This window comes from Faecalicatena contorta, assembly GCF_021531995.1.
Lineage (GTDB): Bacteria > Bacillota > Clostridia > Lachnospirales > Lachnospiraceae > Dorea_A > Dorea_A contorta_A.
Map to the genome: position 1 here is coordinate 19,400 of NZ_JAFBIZ010000002.1, position 20,931 is coordinate 40,330.

At 41.7% G+C, this 20,931-nt stretch carries 19 protein-coding genes; all 19 read right to left on the reverse strand.

Going from position 1 to position 20,931, the window contains the following annotated elements; all coding sequences use genetic code 11:
* Window positions 1–9: 9 nt before the first annotated feature.
* A complete protein-coding gene (locus JQM82_RS00500) occupies window positions 10–987 on the reverse strand; it encodes a glycosyltransferase family 2 protein (RefSeq protein WP_235247876.1) in 978 nt (325 codons plus the stop codon).
* A 14-nt stretch (window positions 988–1,001) separates the two neighbouring features.
* The gene (locus tag JQM82_RS00505; RefSeq protein ID WP_235247877.1) at window positions 1,002–1,634 is read right to left on the reverse strand and encodes a hypothetical protein; all 633 of its coding nucleotides are present in this window, start codon (window positions 1,632–1,634) and stop codon (window positions 1,002–1,004) included.
* A 15-nt stretch (window positions 1,635–1,649) separates the two neighbouring features.
* Complete coding sequence (locus JQM82_RS00510) at window positions 1,650–2,405, reverse strand: ABC transporter ATP-binding protein (RefSeq protein ID WP_235247878.1); 756 nt, start codon at window positions 2,403–2,405, stop codon at window positions 1,650–1,652.
* Between the two features lie 19 nt (window positions 2,406–2,424).
* Window positions 2,425–3,198, reverse strand: coding sequence for an ABC transporter permease (locus tag JQM82_RS00515; protein ID WP_235247880.1), 774 nt, complete (start codon window positions 3,196–3,198; stop codon window positions 2,425–2,427).
* A gap of 13 nt (window positions 3,199–3,211) precedes the next feature.
* Complete coding sequence (gene rfbC, locus JQM82_RS00520) at window positions 3,212–3,763, reverse strand: dTDP-4-dehydrorhamnose 3,5-epimerase (protein WP_235247881.1); 552 nt, start codon at window positions 3,761–3,763, stop codon at window positions 3,212–3,214.
* 14 nt (window positions 3,764–3,777) lie between these two features.
* Window positions 3,778–4,671 carry a glucose-1-phosphate thymidylyltransferase RfbA gene (gene rfbA, locus JQM82_RS00525; RefSeq protein WP_235247882.1) on the reverse strand — a complete coding sequence of 298 codons (894 nt, stop codon included), beginning with the start codon at window positions 4,669–4,671 and terminating at the stop codon, window positions 3,778–3,780.
* A 69-nt stretch (window positions 4,672–4,740) separates the two neighbouring features.
* Entirely contained in the window at window positions 4,741–5,820 is a 1,080-nt protein-coding gene (gene rfbB / locus JQM82_RS00530; RefSeq protein ID WP_235247883.1) for a dTDP-glucose 4,6-dehydratase, read from the reverse strand.
* A gap of 81 nt (window positions 5,821–5,901) precedes the next feature.
* Window positions 5,902–7,854 (reverse strand): LTA synthase family protein, encoded by a 1,953-nt coding sequence (locus JQM82_RS00535; RefSeq protein ID WP_235247884.1) that lies wholly within the window; start codon window positions 7,852–7,854, stop codon window positions 5,902–5,904.
* An 11-nt stretch (window positions 7,855–7,865) separates the two neighbouring features.
* Window positions 7,866–9,797, reverse strand: a complete 1,932-nt coding sequence (locus tag JQM82_RS00540; RefSeq protein WP_235247885.1) for a DUF6077 domain-containing protein — start codon at window positions 9,795–9,797, stop codon at window positions 7,866–7,868.
* Between the two features lie 2 nt (window positions 9,798–9,799).
* Complete coding sequence (locus JQM82_RS00545) at window positions 9,800–10,150, reverse strand: DUF2304 domain-containing protein (RefSeq protein ID WP_235247886.1); 351 nt, start codon at window positions 10,148–10,150, stop codon at window positions 9,800–9,802.
* A gap of 11 nt (window positions 10,151–10,161) precedes the next feature.
* The gene (locus tag JQM82_RS00550; RefSeq protein WP_235247888.1) at window positions 10,162–10,854 is read right to left on the reverse strand and encodes a glycosyltransferase family 2 protein; all 693 of its coding nucleotides are present in this window, start codon (window positions 10,852–10,854) and stop codon (window positions 10,162–10,164) included.
* Window positions 10,854–11,726, reverse strand: a complete 873-nt coding sequence (locus JQM82_RS00555) for a LicD family protein (RefSeq protein WP_235247890.1) — start codon at window positions 11,724–11,726, stop codon at window positions 10,854–10,856. The genes JQM82_RS00550 and JQM82_RS00555 overlap by 1 nt, the downstream gene beginning before the upstream one ends.
* A 4-nt stretch (window positions 11,727–11,730) precedes the next feature.
* Complete coding sequence (locus JQM82_RS00560; RefSeq protein WP_235247892.1) at window positions 11,731–12,909, reverse strand: glycosyltransferase family 4 protein; 1,179 nt, start codon at window positions 12,907–12,909, stop codon at window positions 11,731–11,733.
* On the reverse strand, window positions 12,902–14,149 hold the full coding sequence (locus JQM82_RS00565; protein WP_235247894.1) for a lipopolysaccharide biosynthesis protein: 1,248 nt from the start codon (window positions 14,147–14,149) through the stop codon (window positions 12,902–12,904). The genes JQM82_RS00560 and JQM82_RS00565 overlap by 8 nt, the downstream gene beginning before the upstream one ends.
* A gap of 21 nt (window positions 14,150–14,170) precedes the next feature.
* Window positions 14,171–14,566: a glycerol-3-phosphate cytidylyltransferase gene (gene tagD, locus JQM82_RS00570; RefSeq protein WP_235247896.1), complete on the reverse strand. Its 396-nt coding sequence runs from the start codon at window positions 14,564–14,566 to the stop codon at window positions 14,171–14,173.
* Window positions 14,563–15,414, reverse strand: a complete 852-nt coding sequence (locus JQM82_RS00575) for a LicD family protein (protein ID WP_235247897.1) — start codon at window positions 15,412–15,414, stop codon at window positions 14,563–14,565. Before JQM82_RS00575 ends, tagD begins: the two co-directional genes overlap by 4 nt.
* A 157-nt stretch (window positions 15,415–15,571) precedes the next feature.
* On the reverse strand, window positions 15,572–16,810 hold the full coding sequence (locus tag JQM82_RS00580) for a hypothetical protein (protein ID WP_235247899.1): 1,239 nt from the start codon (window positions 16,808–16,810) through the stop codon (window positions 15,572–15,574).
* A gap of 31 nt (window positions 16,811–16,841) precedes the next feature.
* Window positions 16,842–18,473: a GH25 family lysozyme gene (locus JQM82_RS00585; RefSeq protein ID WP_235247901.1), complete on the reverse strand. Its 1,632-nt coding sequence runs from the start codon at window positions 18,471–18,473 to the stop codon at window positions 16,842–16,844.
* Between the two features lie 36 nt (window positions 18,474–18,509).
* On the reverse strand, window positions 18,510–20,744 hold the full coding sequence (locus JQM82_RS00590; protein WP_235247902.1) for an MBL fold metallo-hydrolase: 2,235 nt from the start codon (window positions 20,742–20,744) through the stop codon (window positions 18,510–18,512).
* Between the last annotated feature and the right edge of the window lie 187 nt (window positions 20,745–20,931).

The window sequence follows — 20,931 nt, forward strand, 5'->3', positions numbered from 1 at the left end:
ATACTTACCTTATGCCTTTCTTTGTTTATATTGCTGTGATACTCTGCGATCCAGCCACTTCTGTACACCAGCCGGATAGCTGTCATATTTGCCCCCCAGATACCCGCCATAATAACGACTCAGATTCCTGCATACGGAATATTTACACCAATAGATTTTTTCTTTTTTTGTCATATCAAGATGCCGGATATATTTTGCATCTGCCAGAATATGCTTCGCCACCTGAAGCGGCAGCTTGAACCAGCTGGTAGATATTCTGAAATTCTGCAGATAGTATAATCCCTTATATTCATCAAAATACCGGGTAAAATATGTAGATAACTTGTAATTGTGTGAATGATATACCGGCGCATACGGACAGTAAAGCTTTTTGAATCCAAGTTCAATCATCTTCTTTGCCCAGATCTGATCTTCTGCAAAATTCACATCTTCATAAGGATATTTTTCAAAAATATCTCTTCGAATACAGGAATTATTGTCAGAGAAAAATGACAGCAGATGACGGTATCCTTCTTCTGTCTCATATCTCTCCCGGTTCTCATCGGTCAACTGGAAGATCGTGTTATCCTCTCCAAAGTTCTTGAAGTGATAATACAGATCCCGTTTATCAATCACATTACAGTCCGGATATGGATAATGAATTCCAAACCCTCCGACAATTTCCGGGTCTGATTTCATCGCATCGATAAAATTCTGCAGCCATTTCTTTGAAGCAGGCATGGCATCCTGCGTAATAAACACAATGTATTCTCCCGTTCCCTTTGATGCTCCATAGACACGGGTTTTCCCATGTCCGAATTCAGAAGCCGGTATCTGATATAACCGACACGGATACTTTTGAATGATGGACAGCGTCTGATCACTTGATCCAGAATCAACACAGATGACTTCATATTCGTATTCTGTCTCCTGCTTAAATACCCTCTCCAGCACTTTATCAAACAGCTCTCCTGCATTTTTTGTTGGAATCACTATAGAAATATCCATATCCTGCTCCTTTTCTATCTGAATAATTTGTACATAAACTTAATAAATACTCCGAGATACAACATAATACCAAGGAACACAATGAATGTCTCCACATTAAATCTCTTATACTGAAGCTTGATGATGCTGGCTTTCTCCAGATTATCTCCATTTACCTTCAGCACACTGTCTGTATCTCCTTTTTCCGTCATATATACTGCTACACTTTCCTCTTCGTCTACATCTTCTGCCTGAAGTGTAAGCAGATAATGCTTACCTTTACTGTTCTCCTGTCTCGGAAAATCCAGTTTGATATTTCCCCTTTTCTGGGCATTCGAACTCTCAAATGCATCATTTTCAGTCATTGACTCATTAATGATCCCATTTGCGATCTCTTTTCCCGATTCCGTCTCCATAATCGTCCAGTTGTAATTGCCGATCTTCTGATTATTCAATTTGGTTAATTTGATACTGAATCCACACAGGCCCTGATCTTCACAGGTAAACTGCTGCTGCATCATCTGGTTTCCGTCCAGCGCCCCTGTATTTTCATAGGAACCACTTCCGATATCCGTGTCATAGATTGCTCTGGGCCATACACCATAAGAATATACTCCTGCCAGTATTATCACTAATACAATAAGACAGATCTTTTTTGCTATCTTCATGCTCATTCCAACCTTCTACTCTTCTAATTTGCCTGCATAATAGGCTCTTTCAAATCTGCTGCCAACTTCTTCACTCGTTCCATCCTCACGAATATGTCCCTTTTCAATCCATATCGCTCTTTTGCAGATTTTCTTAACCTGATCAATACTGTGTGACACAAAAAGAATGGTCGTATCTTCTTTCATCATTCCCTGAATTCTCTTTTCACACTTCTCCTGAAATCTGAAATCTCCTACAGACAACACCTCATCCACGATCAGCACGTCAGGAGTCCCGATCGTCGCAATCGCAAATGCCAGTCTCGCAAGCATACCGGAAGAGAAATTTTTGATCGGTACATCCATAAACTCTTCCAATTCCGAAAAGTCAACGATTCCGTCATAGAATTCATTCATTTCTTTTCTGCCATATCCAAGAATTGCTCCATTCAGGAAAACATTTTCTCTTGCCGTAAGATCCATGTCAAATCCGGCACCCAGTTCGATCATCGGTGCGATCGTCCCGCCAACCGTAACAGATCCTTTCGTCGGCTTCAGCACCCCGGCAATGGTTTTTAACAGAGTACTCTTTCCACATCCATTCAGTCCGATCAATGCAACGGAATCTCCTCTTTTTACTTCAAAATTAATATCCTGCAACGCCCAGAATTCATCATAACCCATCTTCTTTTTCAGACGTCTGATAAAGTATTCCTTCATATTATCTACTTTTTCAGACGCAAGATTGAATCTCATCGAAACATGATCCACCTTTATAATCGTATCTTCCATTGATTCTCTCCCTTTATTCCTACAGATTTAATATAAATTCATCCTGCTGCCTATAGAATACCCACAATCCAAATACCAGGGTCACGGTAACTACCACAAAGGAGATCAGGAATTCTCCGATCGTTGGAACCGCATTATAGATCATCACATCTCTGAAAATATTCAGGATGCCGGTAAGCGGATTCAGATTCACGATCATTCTGACCCAGTCCGGAAGCATACTGATCGGATAAATAATCGGAGTCAGATACATCAGTGCCGTTAAAAACACCGTATACAGATGTATCACATCCCGGAATTTTACTGCCAGCGCAGCCAGGATCAGACCGATTCCCAATGAAAAGACAATCAAATATCCCAGCGGAATAACGACAAGAAACATTGTAAAATGCAGCTCTGTTCTTGTAAATAACATAACAAGAATCAATGCGCAGAACGATGACAGAATATTGATCGAACTTGAAGCAATCCTGGAAAGCACAAACAGATACTTTGGAATATACACTTTTTTGATCAGCGCTGCATTTCCAAGGATTGATGTCATTGCTCCGGACGTTGATTCATTATAAAAGTTAAATAAAATCTGTCCTGACAGAAGATATAAAGAATAATTCTCTATATCGAATTTGAACAAATTGGAAAACACAATGGACAGGATGACCATCATCAAAAGAGGATTCAAAAGTGTCCACAGAACCCCCAGTACAGACTTCCGGTATTTGATCTTTACATCTCTTGCGACCAGTTCATATAACAATGGCTGAAATTTTTTAAAATTCTCTATATATGTCACTGTTTGTTCTCCTCTATATGTCTAAGGCCCTGATACCGCCCCATTTTTTATCTTTCTCAGATATTGTAAGTTCTACGCCTTCCGGAATCGGCCAGTCAATCCCAATATCCGGATCGTTCCACATGATTCCGCCTTCATCGTTCGGATGATAAAAATCCGTACACTTATATGCAAATTCTGCAGAATCAGACAGTACAATGAACCCATGTGCAAAATTCTTCGGAATAAAAAACTGCTTTTTATTTTCTGCAGACAGAATCACACCGTACCACTGTCCATACGTAGGCGAACCTTTTCTTAAGTCTACCGCCACATCAAAGACTTCTCCGCTTACGACTCTTACCAGCTTATCCTGCGGATAATTGATCTGAAAATGCAGTCCTCTGAGCACTCCTTTTTTGGAACTGGACTGATTATCCTGCACAAACTCCATGTCAATCCCGGCAGCCCTATAATCATTATAATTATAAGTCTCCATGAAATAACCTCTCTCATCTCCAAACACAGTCGGCGTAATCACTTTCAATCCTTCGATGTCACATGTTTCTACTGTTATCTTTCCCATTTTTCCCTCTCCAATTATCCTACAAATTCCTGTTCAATGAACTTTCCTTCCAGCACATCTCTTAAATAACTTCCGTACTGATTCTTCTGATATAATTCGCACGCTTCTTCCAGTTTCCCCTTGTCAATCCAGCCGTTATTGAAAGCAATCTCTTCCAGACACGCGATCTTACGGTTCTGATGTGTCTCAACCGTCTTTACAAAGTTTGTCGCATCCACCAGTGACTCATGCGTTCCGGTATCCAGCCATGTAAAGCCCTGACCCAATAAAGTTACATCCAGATTACCGTTTTCCAGATAGATACGGTTCAGATCTGTGATCTCCAGTTCTCCACGGGCACTTGGCCTGATCTGCTTTGCGTACTCTACGACACGATTATCATAAAAATACAGACCCGTCACTGCATAATTAGACTTTGGAACCTTTGGTTTTTCCTCCAGAGACACAGCCTTTCCTTCTTCATTGAATTCCACGACGCCGAATCTCTCCGGATCATCCACATAATACCCGAATACAGTTGCTCCATCCTGTTTCTTTGCAGCTGACAAAAGTCTCTTTCTAAGGCCATGACCATGGAAGATATTATCTCCAAGAACCATTGCACAGCTGTCACCGTCAATAAAATCTTCTCCGATCAGAAATGCCTGAGCAAGTCCGTCCGGTGATGGCTGCACTTTATAACTCAGATGAATTCCAAACTGGCTTCCATCCCCAAGAAGTTCTTCAAAACGAGGTGTATCATCCGGTGTGGAAATAATCAGAATCTCCCTGATCCCAGCTTCCATCAGAATGCTGAGCGGATAATAGATCATCGGTTTATCATAGATTGGAAGCAGCTGCTTACTGGTTACCTGTGTTAATGGATACAATCTTGTTCCTGATCCGCCTGCCAAAATAATACCTTTCATAAAAAACCTCCTAATTAATAATCACTTATTAACGCAAACTAGCAGTATCTTGCGATACTGCTGTCTGCTCTATTTGTTATACATGTCCTCGTAATACTTCTGATAATCTCCGCTCGTAACATTCTTCATCCATTCTTCATGTTCAAAGAACCACTTGATCGTCTTTTTAATTCCTTCTGCAAACATGGTATCCGGCACCCAGCCGACCTCTGCCTTGATCTTATCCGGAGCAATTGCATAGCGTCTGTCATGACCCTTGCGGTCTGTCACATAAGTGATCAGATCTTCACTTACCAGTTCTTTTCTCGGATCACCTTCCGGCAGCATCTCCTGTAATGTATCCAGAATAATATGAATAATCTCAATATTCTGCTTTTCATTATGTCCGCCGATATTATAAGTCTCAAACAGCCGTCCCTTCTCCTGTACCATATCAATACCCTTGGCATGGTCTTCCACATAGAGCCAGTCTCTGACATTCTTTCCATCACCATATACCGGAAGTTTTTTGCCCTGAAGCGCATTGTTGATGATCAGAGGAATCAGCTTTTCCGGGAACTGATAAGGTCCGTAGTTATTACTGCAGTTTGTAATATTCGCAGGGAACTTATAAGTATCCATATAAGATTTTACCAGCATGTCCGAAGATGCTTTACTTGCGGAATACGGGCTGTGCGGATCGTACGGTGTCGTCTCATAGAAGTATTCTCCCTCTTCCTCGAGAGATCCGTATACCTCATCCGTGGATACATGAAGAAATTTCTTATCTTCCCTGAATGTACCATCCTCCAGCTCCCATGCAGCCTTGGCCGCATTCAGCATTACCAGTGTTCCAAGTACATTTGTCTTCACAAACACATCCGGATTCTTAATACTTCTGTCTACATGGCTCTCTGCCGCGAAATGAACAACACGGTCAATGTCATTCTCTTCAAAAATCTGATTGATCGCATCTGCATCACAGATATCAGCCCTTACAAATGTATAGTTGTCCCTATCTTCAACATCCTTCAGATTCTCAAGGTTTCCTGCATAAGTGAGCTTGTCTACATTAATAATACGAATCTCGTTATCATACTTCTTAAACATATAGTGAATATAGTTAGAACCAATAAATCCGGCCCCACCAGTTACTAGATACGTTCTCATATCTGACCTCCAATTTTATAAGTTTCTTTTGCACATTATATCATCATGTATACAAAATATCAAGCACAACGCCTGCACCTGCTATTTTCCACCTCCAAAAAGCTGCCAGTACTGTACGATGTAATATCCTTTCACCGCTTCCAGTTCTTCTGCCTGTGTCCAGTCATACCAGTTGCCTTCTTTATCCATGGTACCATTGACATTTACGACCGGATATTCTTCATACAATCCCTTCAGATAACTCTGATAGTCTGTAAGCGGAAGCCCTGCTGCCTCCATCAGCAGTACCTGCAGATAATTGAGACTGATATTTTCATAATTCTGTTCCTCTATATCATAATTGGCATACAGGATAAACGGGGTCTGGTGCTGACTTGCCAGCTTTACCACCTCAGAATTTCCGGATCTGCTCTGCAGTTCATCATAAAATTCCTGTTCTACAGACGGCTGATGATCTCCAAACATGCAGATCAGCACCGGATCTTCTGCTTCTGAAAAGTAGGCTATCAATTCCCTCAGCGCCTGATCCGATTCTTTCATAAGGCTGAGATATTGCTCCGTCTGAGGGTAGTAACCTTCCATATCCGTGATATGCACTGAACTTCCATATTCTGCATCCATGTAACCTCCGTGATTCTGCATGGTTACATTAAACAAAAACACCTGCTCGTTCTCTTCCTTTGCATCCTCATATCGCTGAATCAGATCCTTATAATCGCTTCTGTCCGATATTGCACTTCGAATGTATTCTTTATTCAGCCAGTCAGACAGATAATAAGCCTCATCAAATCCGAAAGATTCATAGACGTTTTTCCGGTTCCAGCCACTGGAACTCATCGGATGCATAAAGATACTGTAGTATCCCTGTTCCTTCATCCAGTCATTCAGATTCGGAGTACTGTCCTTTACATAATTCTGATAAGCCATGACTCCAGTCGGGAAAAACGCATTGGAAAAGCCGGTCATAAACTCAAATTCTGAGTTTGCAGTCAGCCCTCCAAATACAGGAACGCTTGTATATCCACGTATCACATTTTCCTGCAGGCTCTCAAAATATTCCAGATATGGCTGATCCGTCGTAAAGCCACCGTTTCGTGTCAGATCAGAAAAAGACTCATTCATGATCACGATCACGTCCGGCTTTTTACCATTCAGGTCTGTCTCGACGGAAAGAACATCGCTTTCTTTTTCCATATATGTCTGTTCAATCTCTTTTGCCTTCGCCTCAGAATACCCCTGTGGACTTTCCACCGAAAGATACGGGATTCCGGCGCAGAAGTCCAGAAAGGCGCCATGATATTCTGCACTGGCTGTAATCTCCCATTGATAAGGTTTTATATAATTGTCCGTCATAAAATCATCATTCCAGAACACCAGATATAAAGCCAGCATATAGCACAGTGTCACGAATCCTGCCAGTATTCTGCTCCCTTTTCCCTTTGTCCTGTATTCACAATGAATTGCAATCAGGACTACCATTAACGCGATCAGAATGATATCTGCTCTTTTATAGGTAAACGTCAGTTCATACCCTTTCGATACATTCATAGCCGTCTGTATTGCATAGACATCACTTGTTCGGATTCCATACCCGCGAAATTCCAGCACAAAACTATTGGCGAGAGAATAGATGGTAAATACCGTCATCCCTACAGGAACTGCAATACGGATTCGGTTGGTAAGAACATATAAGACCAGAAATCCCAGGAAATAGATCGCATAATTCAGTGTCACCATCAAAAATGTCATATCCCGCAGTGGATTCTCCACCACCACTTCTGTATCAAACAGGCAGACTGCAGGAGAAACCAGAAGAAGGATAACACAAAAGATTCCCTGATATTTTTCCAGACCCTTAATCTTCACTCCGGATAACACGCACAACACAAGCACAAGTACATATTCCACATGCGTATATGTAGAAGAGAAACTCTTCGGAAGTAATTCCCACGCTGTAAGAAACAAGATAAGTACAACCGCAGATATGACCCCTCTTATTTTGTTCATTTCGATATATTTTTCAAGTATTTTCATTCCCTCAAGTCCTACTGTCGATACCAGATATAATAAATATTGTCTCCTGCCTGTTTATAACACTCAAATCCCATCTCTTCCAGATAGTTTTCACAGTCAGCATTAATCGTAAGCACACAGTTTATGCCATACTTTTTCACCGCCTCCGCAAATTTTTCTGCACTTGCATCCCCGGGACTGCATACAAATTCGTCATACACGCTTTGTTCATATCCATATAATACGCAGTCTTCATCCACAGAATATCGATTTACCGCCGACACGGATATGATATCCGGCGCAAAGATCCTGATCTGGGAAGCCAGAGAATGTGCAGCGCCGTCAATCGCAACGAGTTCCGGACACACCACATACAGCTGTTCTCCGTTTTCTTCCTGCAGCGTTTCCAGATCCTTTCCCAGAAGGATAGAAGAATTCGGAACAAAGTAATGGTTATTGTAGATTACATTCAGGTTCGCTTTCAGGTCTGCCTTTACCGGAGGTTCCTCTGTCAGGAACAGCTCTCCGCCATACATCTGAAAAGAAATGACTGCTACCGCTGTTGACGCAGCTGCCATTACTCCGTAGGCACCCTGTACTGCCCATTTCATCTTTACTGCTTTTCTCAACATGATATACAAATAGATCGAATTCAATGCAATATAAGTATATCCCAGCACCGTCCATGTTCTTCCTGCCACAAACGCATACATGGAAAGCTGCTCAAAGATATCGTTGAACTGCGGAACCATCATCATTGCTATCATCAGAATAACCGTTGCGTTCAGTTGATTCACTGCACGATTCTTCAGCCAGAAACTAGCAATGAATATTATGGTACACACGATAAATACCGGCGAACGAAGGGCAATTCTTCCATACAGAAACACCTCTGTCTGCTGGTTAATACTGTTCGGAACAATCACACTTGTAATTCCCCACAGCACGATCAGCAAAGCGCCTGCTGCCTTTATCATTTTTTTCTGTCCCATCACAATCAGCCAGGTAGACAGATACGCATATGCCACAATCACAATCAACGGAAGCGCCGTTGATGATTTTGTGATCAGGACGAATGAAATCAACATTACACCCAATACCGTTTCTTTCGTGATCTTTTCCGCACCGATGTACTCAAACAGAAGAAGAAAGATTCCCAGCATTCGGACTACCGATGATCCGAGAAACATTCCGGAATTAAACTGCCATGCATCTCTCAAAAAGAACAGATTCGTATCCTGCAGGAACAGATAATATGTTCCAAATAAGATCAAAATCACACATGGAATCTGAATTTCCTTTTTCTCAAGTCTGCAGTCGATTACTTCAAATATCCTGTATGCAAAGACGAGTACACAATTCACCATCAGGAAAATGTGAAACGCGGACTGAAACAGTCTCAAAAACAGAGTTACACTTACGCCAAGCAGCTTCACATACACCGAAGCTTCCAGCTCCCAGGTATTCAATACATAAGAATCAATCCCGCTCTTTCCGACGCCTACCGAGTAATTGGTTCGAAAACCGGTCGCATTATACGGCATTGTCGCTATCTTGGTAATATAGTATCCGTCGTCCAGATGATTCCCGTACCAGTATGCATTATAATACAAAAGAAGCAGTGCCGTAAGAATCACACACACCAGAATCGCTACCCAGTTCTCCTTCAGAAGATCTGCAAGTGTTCCCTGAAACAAACGTACTTTCTTCTTTTTGACCCGATATACGATATAGCCAAAGATCACACACCAGACGAGTACCATATAGATCTCAAAATACATCCATTTCAGATTCAGAAACTGAATCACAATTCCGCCCGCGCCTACAGCAGCACTGTATCCCAGATATCCCAGGAGCAGACTCTCAGAGTGATGATTCTTCTGAGGAAAAAGCGCTCTCCCCAAACAGTACAAAAGTACTATAAAGCATCCCCAAAACAGGAAACATATCATATATTCTTTCATAATTATTCTTCATCCCTATCCTGATCTGTTTTTCGATCGATCGCGATCTGCTGAACCAGATTATCGATCTTATTCTCCAGCTGTGATATCTGAATCGTCATAAAAAACATCCGAACAATCAGTACAAATATGACAACCAGAAAAACCATACTAATCGGTGACTGGAATCCGATAAAATCAGATATTTTATAAAATACTTTTGGGAAAATTCCCATAATAGTTAAAATACTTGCAAATAAAATCCAAAATACCGTATATTCAATTTTTAATTTTGACTGCCTGATCTTGCGCAGCATAAACAGCAGCATCAATACTGCGCTGACAATTAATAAAATTCTTAATAAGCCTGACATATCATTTCCTCTTATGCTCGTTTTCTAAAGTTCTGAACCAACAATATCGAAATCATCATCTTCAGCATATAAGATGCCGATCTCGTCAGATTCAGATAACTTTCTCCAAATTGCCGCTCTTCCATCCTGACCTGAACCTCTGATACTTTTGCTCCATTTTTCAAAAGATATGACACGGTATCCGGTTCTGGTCCATAATTCAAATTCTTAGCAAACTCCTCTATCATCGGTTTTGAGAACATTCTCATTCCAGAGGTCGGATCAGAGATTCTGACCCCCGTCGTCATCTTAATTGCTACAGTTAACATTCTGCTTCCGATCATTCTAAGCGATCCACTCTTACGTTCATTCACAAATCTGGAACCGATTACAATGTCATACCCTTCCTTAATCCGTTCCAGCATAGGTTTAATAAATTCCGGTCTGTGCTGTCCGTCTGCATCAAACTGTATTGCATAAGAATAATTCTGTTTATGTGCATACTTCAGACCTGCCTGAAACGCACCCGCCAGTCCAAGATTGACCGGAAGATCTAATAGCTCATATCCTTTTTCCCGACATATTTCTGCTGTACGATCTTTGGATCCATCGTTTACAACAATATAATCATATTGTGAATATTTTTCCCTGATAAAATTTACTACATTTTCAATATTCTCTTCTTCATTATAAGCAGGAATAATAATTAGTAATTCTTTTTCCATTACCTTGCTTCTCCTTCATCTCCAAACTCTAAGATATATGGACAGTGGTTCACTCTCTTTTCCGGCGGCGGAACCTGCATATAATCTCCAAACAACCGTCTCAGATAAGTATCATAGTCATTCGGCATATTTACCATCAAATGCTCAAACGGCATCTTCTTAAGTGGATACAACTCTTTTTCTGAAATATATGCTTTATGAGACATCGTAACTTCGAATGCATTGATATATTTCGAAGGTTCATGATTATATCTTGTTGCCTCCCGAATCAGACATTTATATAAAAACCTTGGTGAAACATGAAGTATCTTCAATCCATAATGCGCAATCGCACAAATCACAGACGCGATCTGCTTCTTATATCCTTCTAATGGAATAATCGGCGTCGGTGTGCCACACAAAAAAATCAGTTTATTCAAAATCCATGTTTTTTTCAACTGTTTTTTTCTTTTTTTCGGATCATCCGGCATATGATCTAACGGAAAAATATCTATGTCAATGCATAGATCGCACTTCATCTTTCGAGATGTGTATGGTACAAATTTCGTTCCTTTTTTCTGAAGATGTGTAACATTACATGCGTAATTTTTATCAACAAGAGGTGTAAGAATCTTATATTTATCACCCATCTCCGATTCCATTATTTCCATAAATCTGTCATAATCTTCTCTAGGCATTGCGACATCAATGTCATCATCCCACGGAATAAAGCCCTGATGACGAACAACTCCAATTCCAGTACCTCCAAGCATAAAATATGTCAGATCATATTTCTCACACACTTTAATATAGTCCTCCAGAATCTCCGTCTGGACTTTCTGTAGTTTTTTCAATACTTCCGGCTCATATTCCTTATATTCCGCATTTTTCATCTGGTTACCTCTTACACACTTTCTGTATATTACTTTTTTCACATATTGTTTCTACCTGTTTTGCCGCAATCTCCCATGTAAAACAGTTCTTCAGCCTCTGATAGGTCAGTTCCACTGCTTTTTTTCGATGTTCCGGATTATGAATTGCCTTTTCCAATGCAGGAAGAAGATTTTCCTCTTTATTATCCGGAATTACACTTCCATACGCATCATTGATCAACAACTCTTTGGCACCGCCCCTGGCCGTTGTTACAACATAACACTGACATGCTGCCGCTTCCAGAATAGATGTGGAAAATCCTTCTGAAAAAGACGGAAGGCAGAAAATATCTGTCTCATTCAGCAAAGATACGACCTTCTCAAAATCAATCCTTCCAAGTGGAATAATATGCTCTGTTTTTCTTCTTCTCACTTCTTCTTCCAGATCTCCATCACCTGCGATAAAAAGATAGACATCTTTTCTTTTTTTGCATATCTCTTCCACCACATTCAAAAGACTTGGCAAGCCTTTTTCCTCCAGAAGTCTTCCGGTAAATGAAATTACAGTTGCATCCTCCGGGATATGATATTTTTCACGAAAAACAGGAACTGCATTGTTCCTGATTGTTCGAATATCTTCCAGATCAATCGAATTATATACTACTCCTCTTGCCTGGATATGAAAATGTCGGAGCCACTGATTACAGGCCTCTGATACTCCATAATAATTCTTACAAAACAAGCGGTCAACCCTTGTCAACATATGCTCAAACACACCACCCACGGTATCCCAGAAGCGACTGTGCACTGAAAGATGACTGGTTCCATGTTCCACTGTTATGCATGGACATTTTTTTCTCTTTGCTAAAATCATTCCATATAACGAATGAGGATAAAATCTGGTATTTACCAAAAACATATCAAACTTTTCTCTTTTCAGTCTCCTGTGAATCTTCCAGAATTCTTTATTAGGTTTCAGCACCGGATACCTTCCCTCCAGCAAGTTAAAACAAGGAACACGATAAACCAGAATTCCATCCATCCGCTCACTTGCAGGAAGATGATAGATATTAGATGTAACCACTACTACCTCATTTCCATCCTTTATCAATTGCTTTGACAGATTATAGGTATAACGCTCTACACCTCCCATATGCGGAAGATACTGGGCCGAAAATATACAATATTTTTTTCCGTTACTCATGTTCACTGACCTTCTTTCTCCGTATACACCAAAGCATTACAACAAACATCACGACATCCACAAGCAGCATCGGAACAATGTACCCTATGACCGCTCCTGTGATATCCATACGTTTCACAAGAATCGGAGTAAATACTAATGCTCCGGCAAAACCGACTCCATAACTGACCACAATCATCTTCTGTTGTCTTAAGACCGCAAGCACATAATAGAAGATGGTGATCAGTGCATTCAGACCACCGCCGAACATTACAAAGCACAGCTCTGTTCTATACGCTCCAAGATCCACTCCGGACACCAGATTCAGAATCGGAACTCCCAGAAGATATGCCCCCAGCACTCCCCCGACCGTCAGGAATGAAGCCCATGCACAGGACGTAATGATAATCCGGTTGAAGCTCTTCATATCTCTGTCATTCCATGCAACTGCCATCGGCGTCATCATCGGACGGAACGCAAAGAGACTGAACAGATTGATCACAAAAGCCGGCATCAGAAGAAATCCATAATACGCCTGCATCTCTTTTGTCGAATAGGCTTCAATCGAATATTTGGAAGCATTTACCACATAATTGATCATAAAGCTTCCGATAAAAAGCGGAAAACATTCCCGAAACAGTCCCTTCATGCTGTGTCCATCCCATAGAAGTCCGGCACGGTCAAAATGTACAGATCTGGAACGGTCAAAACAACAGATAAAAACAATCGAAATTCCCACCATGGAAAAACTGGCAAGTACCAGATTATTCGTAACGAAAAGTACCAGAATAAATCCTATGGTGCTTAAGATTACACGTATTCCCAGAGCTTGTCCGGAAAGATCGATCCTTCCTTTTTGCTGAAACATTCCCTGATAGGAATCAGAGATACCATCAATCGCTTTATACAGACAGATGAAAAAGATAATCACAGCATCCGCCCCGGTATAATGATGAAACCAGATAAAACCAACTGCCGCCAGCATCATACAGATACAGGTACATACACGAAATGTAAAGTAAACCTTAAACTTATACTCTTCTTTTACATCTGTTGCCTGAATTGCCCTGGTTTCAAAACAACTGATCGTTGTCAAAAGCTGAGCCGTCGAAAAAGCCAGAGAAAACAGACCGGCATCCGAAGCTCCATTAATTCTTGTGACTGCAGTCAGCAATACAAAAGAAGAAAGTGCATTGCACATACTTCCGATCATATTCCATACAAATTTTGAACGGCTGCTTGTCTCACTTTTAAATCCCATGAACTCCTCCACTGCCCCTTCTTACTTTGATACCTTCAGATCTTTCTTGATCTGAGTTGTAGAAATCTCCGGAGTTCGCGGAAGATAGACAACCTCACACTGTTCTTTTAAGAAATCAAACTTGCCTTCCCAGTCATCTCCCATCACAAAAGTATCCACATGATACTCTTTTACATCCGTTACTTTCTGTTCCCATCCTTCTTCCGGAATAACCAGATCTACATAACGGATTGCTTCCAGCAGTTTCTTTCTCTCTTCATATGTAAAATAGCATTTTTTCTGTTTTTCATTCCAGTTAAATTCATCCGTAGACAGAGCAACAATCAGATAATCCCCATACTGTTTGGCTCTGCGAAGCAGATTAATATGTCCATAATGAAGCAGATCAAATGTTCCATAAGTAATTACTCGTTTCATGATTCATCCTCCTCAAACTTTAAAATATACGGATAATGGTTCTGGCGCTTCTCCGGCGGTGGAAGCTGCATATAATCCCCATACATCGCCCGCAGAATCTGGTCGTAATTCGCCGGTACTTTTACCATAATATCTTCAAACGGAAGCTCAACCAGATGTTCCAGTTCACTTAGATTGATTGCGCTCTCCTCGATCATAGTATCATTAAACTGTGTCACCACAGATGACTTTCCGTTATAACGTGTTGCATTTTCTTTCCATTTTTTACAGAGATATTCATTCGAAACTGGAAGCAGATTTAACAGATAGTGCAATGCTCCACATGTGAGACGCTTGAAAAGTTTCCCTTTTTTATGTACCGTACTCACATAAAAGTTAACATTCTTCATCATATAGATACTTCGAAGCATCATGGAACGTCGGATCTGTTTCTTCCTCTCTTTCGCATCTTCTGCAAGACCGTCAAAGACAAAAATATCTATATTGATCCCCATATTAAAATTACCATGATCGTAGATCGTTGCAAATCTTGTTCCTTTTTTATAAAACTTACTGACAAAATTATAAAACTTTTCCGGACGGTCCGGACCTGCAATCTCATAGTGTCCCTCTATTTCTTTCGGAGCAACTCTTAAGAATTTCTCATATTCTTCTCTGAGCATTCCAAAATCCATATCATCATCCCACGGAATAAACCCATGATGACGGACAACTCCGATATTCGTTCCAAATACTGCAAAATACTGAATATCATATTTATTACAGATTCTTACAAATTCCTTTAAAATTCCCAGTTCTTCTTCCTGAATCCTTTTCAGAACTGCCGGATCATACTGTTTGTATCCCATAATAACTTCCTTTCTGCATACATTTATGCATACTAAGTTATTGTATCATAATTGTGCAATAAAATCTACTCCTCATATCAGATAACAGTCCCCAGATTATGCCAAAAAATCTGCTGCATGATCACAAATGATTATGCAGCAGTCCTGTAATGTTCCTTTATTTTGTTTTTCCCGGAATCCATCTGCCGGATTCATCCACATAATAATTGCCAATCCAGGTATCTTTCTTCAAGACTCCGCTGGCATTAAAGTAATAATCATAGCCTTCTATTTTCTGCCAGCCCGTCAGCATTGCTCCACTGGATGGATTCAGATAATAGGTATTCCCTTTTTCATCCGTTGACCAGCCTGTCACCATGACTCCAGTTTCGGCATCCAGGAAGTACCATACGTTATTTACTTTCTGCCAGCCCGTCTGAAGATATCCGCTTCCATTAAAATAATACCACTCATCATCAATCTTCTGCCAGCCCGTCAGCATTGCTCCACTGGACGGATTCAGATAATAAGTATGTCCTCCTTCCGGCAGCCAGCCTGTCACCATAATTCCGGTAGATGGATCCAGATAATACCATTTACCGCCAATCTTATTCCACTCTGTTACCATCGCTCCGTTTCCCGAGAAATAATACCAGGAACCACCAAGCGACAGCCAGCCGGTCACCATTGCTCCTGTAGATAGATCCAGGAAATAAACCTTATCACCAATTGGTGTGAACCCGGTTCTCTGCACATTCCCGTCTTTAAAGTAATAATACGTTCCATCAATAGACACCCATCCGGAATCTACTGCTCCATTCACAGAAAAATACATGCTGAGTCCATTGTATGTATACCATCCCACATAAAGAGATCCATTTGAATTAAACCGGTAAAGCACGCCTGCAATCTCTGCTATGCCTTCTGTCTCGCCAAATATCTTTCCGCTGTACATGAACCCCTTTCCAGATTCCACATTAGCAGCTTCGTGAAAGTAGTACCATTTACCGTCAATCTTCTTCCATCCGGTAACCATTGCCCCGGAACTGTCAAAATAATACCAGATATTACCTCCGGCATTATACCATCCGGTCTTCATTCTTCCATTTGCATCAAAATAATAAGTAGATCCACCGATCGTCAATGTGCTGTTCTTCACATGTTGTCCGTTGGTCTGAAGAAAATACCAGTAACCGCCGGATTGTACCCATCGTCCATTCACTGTCACACTTTGCAGCGTCTCCGGAATCTGTATCTCTTCCACGATCTCTCCTGCAGTTTCTATCGCTGTCTCCATCTCCTGTTTTGCAGAAGTATCCTGTACATTTTCCGCAGAAACGGTCATTGGAATCAGCACAGTCGCTAACACAGCTGCCATCATACTTCTCACTTTTTTACCAATCTTCTTCCCTGCCATATACGTTTCCCTTCTTGATTATTTCGTCATCTTATCTGTTTTGGCATCTTCCATCCGCTCCAAACTCATAAGATACTCCCTCTATTGTCTGAATCCCCGTTGTCATCGCCCCGTTTGCATACAGATAATAGGTTCCATCATCCAGTATCAGCCAGCCGGTCATCATCTTTCCATCTGTGTCCAGGTAATACCATTTGCCGGATGACTTGATCCAGCCGGTTGCCATTGCCCCGGAGGTTCTGAAATAATACCAGATTCCGTCTATCTTCCTCCAGTCGGTAACCATCGCTCCGTTTTCATCGCAATAATATGTAATCCCGTCTACCGGATTCCAGCCCGTAACCATTGCCCCGTCAGCTCCCAGATAGTACCATTTACCGGACGACTTGATCCAGCCCGTGATCATTGCCCCGTCAGCTCCCAGATAATACCATTTACCGGACGACTTGATCCAGCCCGTGACCATCGCGCCGGAACTATTAAAGTAATACCAGATTGCATCAATCTGTTTCCATCCAGTAGCCATCATACCATTTTCTGACAGATAATACCAGATTCCATTTTGCCGGATCCAGCCCGTGGCCATGTATCCCCGGCTGTCAAACCAATACCAGCTTCCTCCGATTTTTTCCCATTTATTTGCAGGATATCCGCCTTTCAGATACTGGTACCACAAGCCGGTTCCATCTTCTCTCCAGATACCGGTTCGATAATAATATCCGGATACAGCCTCGCTTCTCGGTGTGATCACATCGGTATAATCTACATACCCAAAATCAATATCCACATTGCCGTAGATACCATTCACGCGTCCTGTACTGCAGCACTGCCAGATATCTCTGGAAATCGAATCATCATATGTATAGCTGTATCTTGCAATCCACCGTGTCACATCCGGCATCTGATTCATGTCGATATTGTTCGTATACCAGTATTCGTTACAATAAAGCATCGGCGTATATCCTGCCAGACGGATCTCATCACAGAATGCTTTCGCGATCTTTCCGATCTGCGTCTTTCCGAGTCCGATCAGTGAAGAATCTTCAAGATCAATAACAACCGGATATGATACCGTATATCCGGACAGATTTTTAATTACGAATTGTGCATCCAGAATCGCCTGACTCTCACTCTTGGCCATACTGTAATAATAGACTCCGACCGGAAGCCCGACCTGATTCGCACTTTTTATATTCTTCTGATAATAAGTATCCAGTTTCTGACTTCCATATCCAAGCCGGATAAAGGCATATTCTATCCCATCATTCTTTACAGCCTGCCAATTGATGTCTCCCTGCCACTGTGATACATCAATCCCCTTGATGGTTCCCTCTTCATGGCTGTTATCCTCTACCAGATATCCATTTGCATCAAAATAATACCACAGACCATCTATTTTTCTCCATGAACTGACCGGATAACTGCCGTCACTATACTCATACCACTTTCCCGTTTCATTTTCTTTCCAGCCTGCCAGGGATCTTGCCTTCCCTGCATCTGCTGCCACTTTTCCGTCTGTATCCTCAACCTCTTTTCCCAGAGACGATCCCGCCGTCTGCGTTTCCATCTGTGCATTTACCCTCAATGTAACAGCTCCCATCAAAAAGAAACAGAAAAAAAGACCGCCAAGAGTTTTCCATATTATCCGCTTTACGTTCTTCATGATTACCCCTTTCTTTTCTGGAAATAAAATGTGTCACTATGCTTTATCCGGAATCCATGCGCCTGATACATCCAGATAAAATCCATTAATCCACACATCATATGCCATCACTCCGTCCGAATAAAAGTAATAATAGTTTCCGTCGATATAGTTCCAGTCTTTTGCCATCGCCCCGTTCTTCTGAAAGTAATACGTCTTCCCATTCCACGGAAACCATCCGGTCATCATCCTTCCGGACTCATCAAAATAATACCAGCATTGATTAATCATCTTCCAACCGTTGCAATACATCTCCCCGGATTCCAGCAGATAATACCAGAAGCCATTGCTTTTCTGCCAGCCAGTCACCATCCAGCCTTCTGAATCAAAATAATAATACTTTCCGTCAATGGATTCCCAGCCGGATCTGGTATAGCTCCCATCTCCATGCCGATACCACCATCTGCCACCGGATAACAGCCATTCGTTCTTCGCCGCATTCGGTATCCATACTCCAGAGGCATCTACATAGCTGTTTCCGATCCATGTGCCGGAAGCCATGATACCACTGTCATACATATAATACCACTTACCACCGATCTTCTGCCAGCCGGTCACCATCCAGCCATTCTCATCAAAATAATACCAGTGCCGGCTCAGATATTTCCAGCAGCTTACACTCAGTGTTCCATCCGCTGTATAGTAGCTCCAGTGTCCTTCATTTCTCACCCAGCCGGATGGAATATATCCCGGTATCACAGCACCGTCTTCTCCCAGATATACCCCTTCCATCATCGTATTTTTCTGCATGACTCCAGACTCATCAAAATAATATCTTTTGCCGTTCAATGTCTTCCAGCCGATGCAAAGTCTTCTGGTATAAGGTTCCGCATAATACCAGTTATCGTTCTCCTGGATCCATCCGGTCTGGCTCAGTCCTCCATACCGGTCAAAATAAAACCATCTGCCGGCTGCCTCATGCGCTCCCTGTGGAAGCGTCCGGCCATTCTTATCAAAATAATACCAGGTGCCATCGATTCGCTGCCATCCCGGTGTCAGTTCTGTATATTCTGTCTGTATTCCCTCTGCTGTAAACGTGGCAATGACCGAAGCAGAATCAGAATTGGTCGCATACATCTGTGCATCCGGAAGGCAGGATCTTTCACGTATACTGATACTGTCTATGCTGTTGGTAACCACCACGGTTTCCGGATTCAGAGAAGTCAGGAAATACGTAGTATTATTATAGTCTATCGCATGGTGGCACATTTTCATCAGATCCAGCGTAATTGTGGTTCCTGTGTTCGGCCATGCCTCATTGATCATATCATTGATTCCCTGCAGTGCAAAAATATCCTCCAACAGTTCTTCTTTATAGCCTTCCATCATCTCCTCTGCCTGGTCGGAACGATCATCCGGATTATCCCTTATATCATCATCCGGCTGCTCCTCGGTTCCATTCTCTTCTATATCCGGAACCGGATCCTGATTCGAATTGGTGTCTTCCAGCTCATCGATCAACTGAAGTGCAATCTTAATACTGTCACCGTCCGTCGGTTCCAGATCTGAAGTCAGCAGCGCAACCCTTCCATAAGCTTCCACTTTTACAACCAGGCTGTTAAGATTCTCACTTGATACCGGAACAATATTACCCTCTTCATCGCGAAACCTCTCATAATTCATGATATCAATTGACATATCACCCATAGTGAAGGACCGTTCATTCGCATGCTCCTCCAGATCCAGATCTGTAATAATCTCGGCACCGGTCTCTTTTGCGGCATGAATCAGGCAATCATATACATATTGATTATCCCACAGGCGATACTCCTTTGCATCCGATACATAATAAGGATCATTTTTATCTCGCCCATGTGCATCCAGCATATAAGAGTCATCATATCTTCCAATATATAATCTGTCTGTCGGAAAATGCCTGAGTATCTCATCCCCTGACCCGATATGGTCACTGTGAGCATGTGTCGCAATATAAAAATCCAGCTTTTTTACTCCCAGCTGTTCCAGATAATGAATTACCTGCTGCTCATATCCCAAATTTGTCGTCACGCCATACCGAAGCGGATAATCTGTGCCGTCCGGATAATCCCAGTCCTCACCAGAATCCACCATGCCATAATGTCCGTTACTTTCCAACAGTATGGCATCCGTAGCACTGTTCAGTGATATAAAGTGAATCCGAGTCTCCTCTCCGGCTGCTTCCACTTGCCTGGAATTGCACAGAAAAAGAATTGCCATCATCATCAAAAGCACATATCGCTTTCTACAATTCATAAAAATACCTCTTTTATCCATTATATTCTAGCCTGTATTATTGCAAAAAAACAAAAATTATTCAAGCAAGACAGTGCGAAAAAGTAATATTTCATTTCAAAAATCTAACCTTTTAAGATCCATGTTACGGACTGCCGAATCTTTTCCGAACGGAAAAAGCTTAGCCGATCAAAAAAATCAGGTCCGG

Excerpts from the sequence above, each read along its gene's own strand:
- JQM82_RS00500 (WP_235247876.1), bottom strand. The coding sequence starts at position 987 with ATGGATATTTCTATAGTGATTCCAACAAAAAATGCAGGAGAGCTGTTT.
- JQM82_RS00505 (WP_235247877.1), bottom strand. The coding sequence starts at position 1,634 with ATGAAGATAGCAAAAAAGATCTGTCTTATTGTATTAGTGATAATACTG.
- JQM82_RS00510 (WP_235247878.1), bottom strand. The coding sequence starts at position 2,405 with ATGGAAGATACGATTATAAAGGTGGATCATGTTTCGATGAGATTCAAT.
- rfbC (WP_235247881.1), bottom strand. The coding sequence starts at position 3,763 with ATGGGAAAGATAACAGTAGAAACATGTGACATCGAAGGATTGAAAGTG.
- rfbA (WP_235247882.1), bottom strand. The coding sequence starts at position 4,671 with ATGAAAGGTATTATTTTGGCAGGCGGATCAGGAACAAGATTGTATCCA.
- rfbB (WP_235247883.1), bottom strand. The coding sequence starts at position 5,820 with ATGAGAACGTATCTAGTAACTGGTGGGGCCGGATTTATTGGTTCTAAC.
- JQM82_RS00535 (WP_235247884.1), bottom strand. The coding sequence starts at position 7,854 with ATGAAAATACTTGAAAAATATATCGAAATGAACAAAATAAGAGGGGTC.
- JQM82_RS00540 (WP_235247885.1), bottom strand. The coding sequence starts at position 9,797 with ATGAAAGAATATATGATATGTTTCCTGTTTTGGGGATGCTTTATAGTA.
- JQM82_RS00545 (WP_235247886.1), bottom strand. The coding sequence starts at position 10,150 with ATGTCAGGCTTATTAAGAATTTTATTAATTGTCAGCGCAGTATTGATG.
- JQM82_RS00550 (WP_235247888.1), bottom strand. The coding sequence starts at position 10,854 with ATGGAAAAAGAATTACTAATTATTATTCCTGCTTATAATGAAGAAGAG.
- JQM82_RS00555 (WP_235247890.1), bottom strand. The coding sequence starts at position 11,726 with ATGAAAAATGCGGAATATAAGGAATATGAGCCGGAAGTATTGAAAAAA.
- JQM82_RS00560 (WP_235247892.1), bottom strand. The coding sequence starts at position 12,909 with ATGAGTAACGGAAAAAAATATTGTATATTTTCGGCCCAGTATCTTCCG.
- JQM82_RS00565 (WP_235247894.1), bottom strand. The coding sequence starts at position 14,149 with ATGGGATTTAAAAGTGAGACAAGCAGCCGTTCAAAATTTGTATGGAAT.
- tagD (WP_235247896.1), bottom strand. The coding sequence starts at position 14,566 with ATGAAACGAGTAATTACTTATGGAACATTTGATCTGCTTCATTATGGA.
- JQM82_RS00575 (WP_235247897.1), bottom strand. The coding sequence starts at position 15,414 with ATGGGATACAAACAGTATGATCCGGCAGTTCTGAAAAGGATTCAGGAA.
- JQM82_RS00580 (WP_235247899.1), bottom strand. The coding sequence starts at position 16,810 with ATGGCAGGGAAGAAGATTGGTAAAAAAGTGAGAAGTATGATGGCAGCT.
- JQM82_RS00585 (WP_235247901.1), bottom strand. The coding sequence starts at position 18,473 with ATGAAGAACGTAAAGCGGATAATATGGAAAACTCTTGGCGGTCTTTTT.
- JQM82_RS00590 (WP_235247902.1), bottom strand. The coding sequence starts at position 20,744 with ATGAATTGTAGAAAGCGATATGTGCTTTTGATGATGATGGCAATTCTT.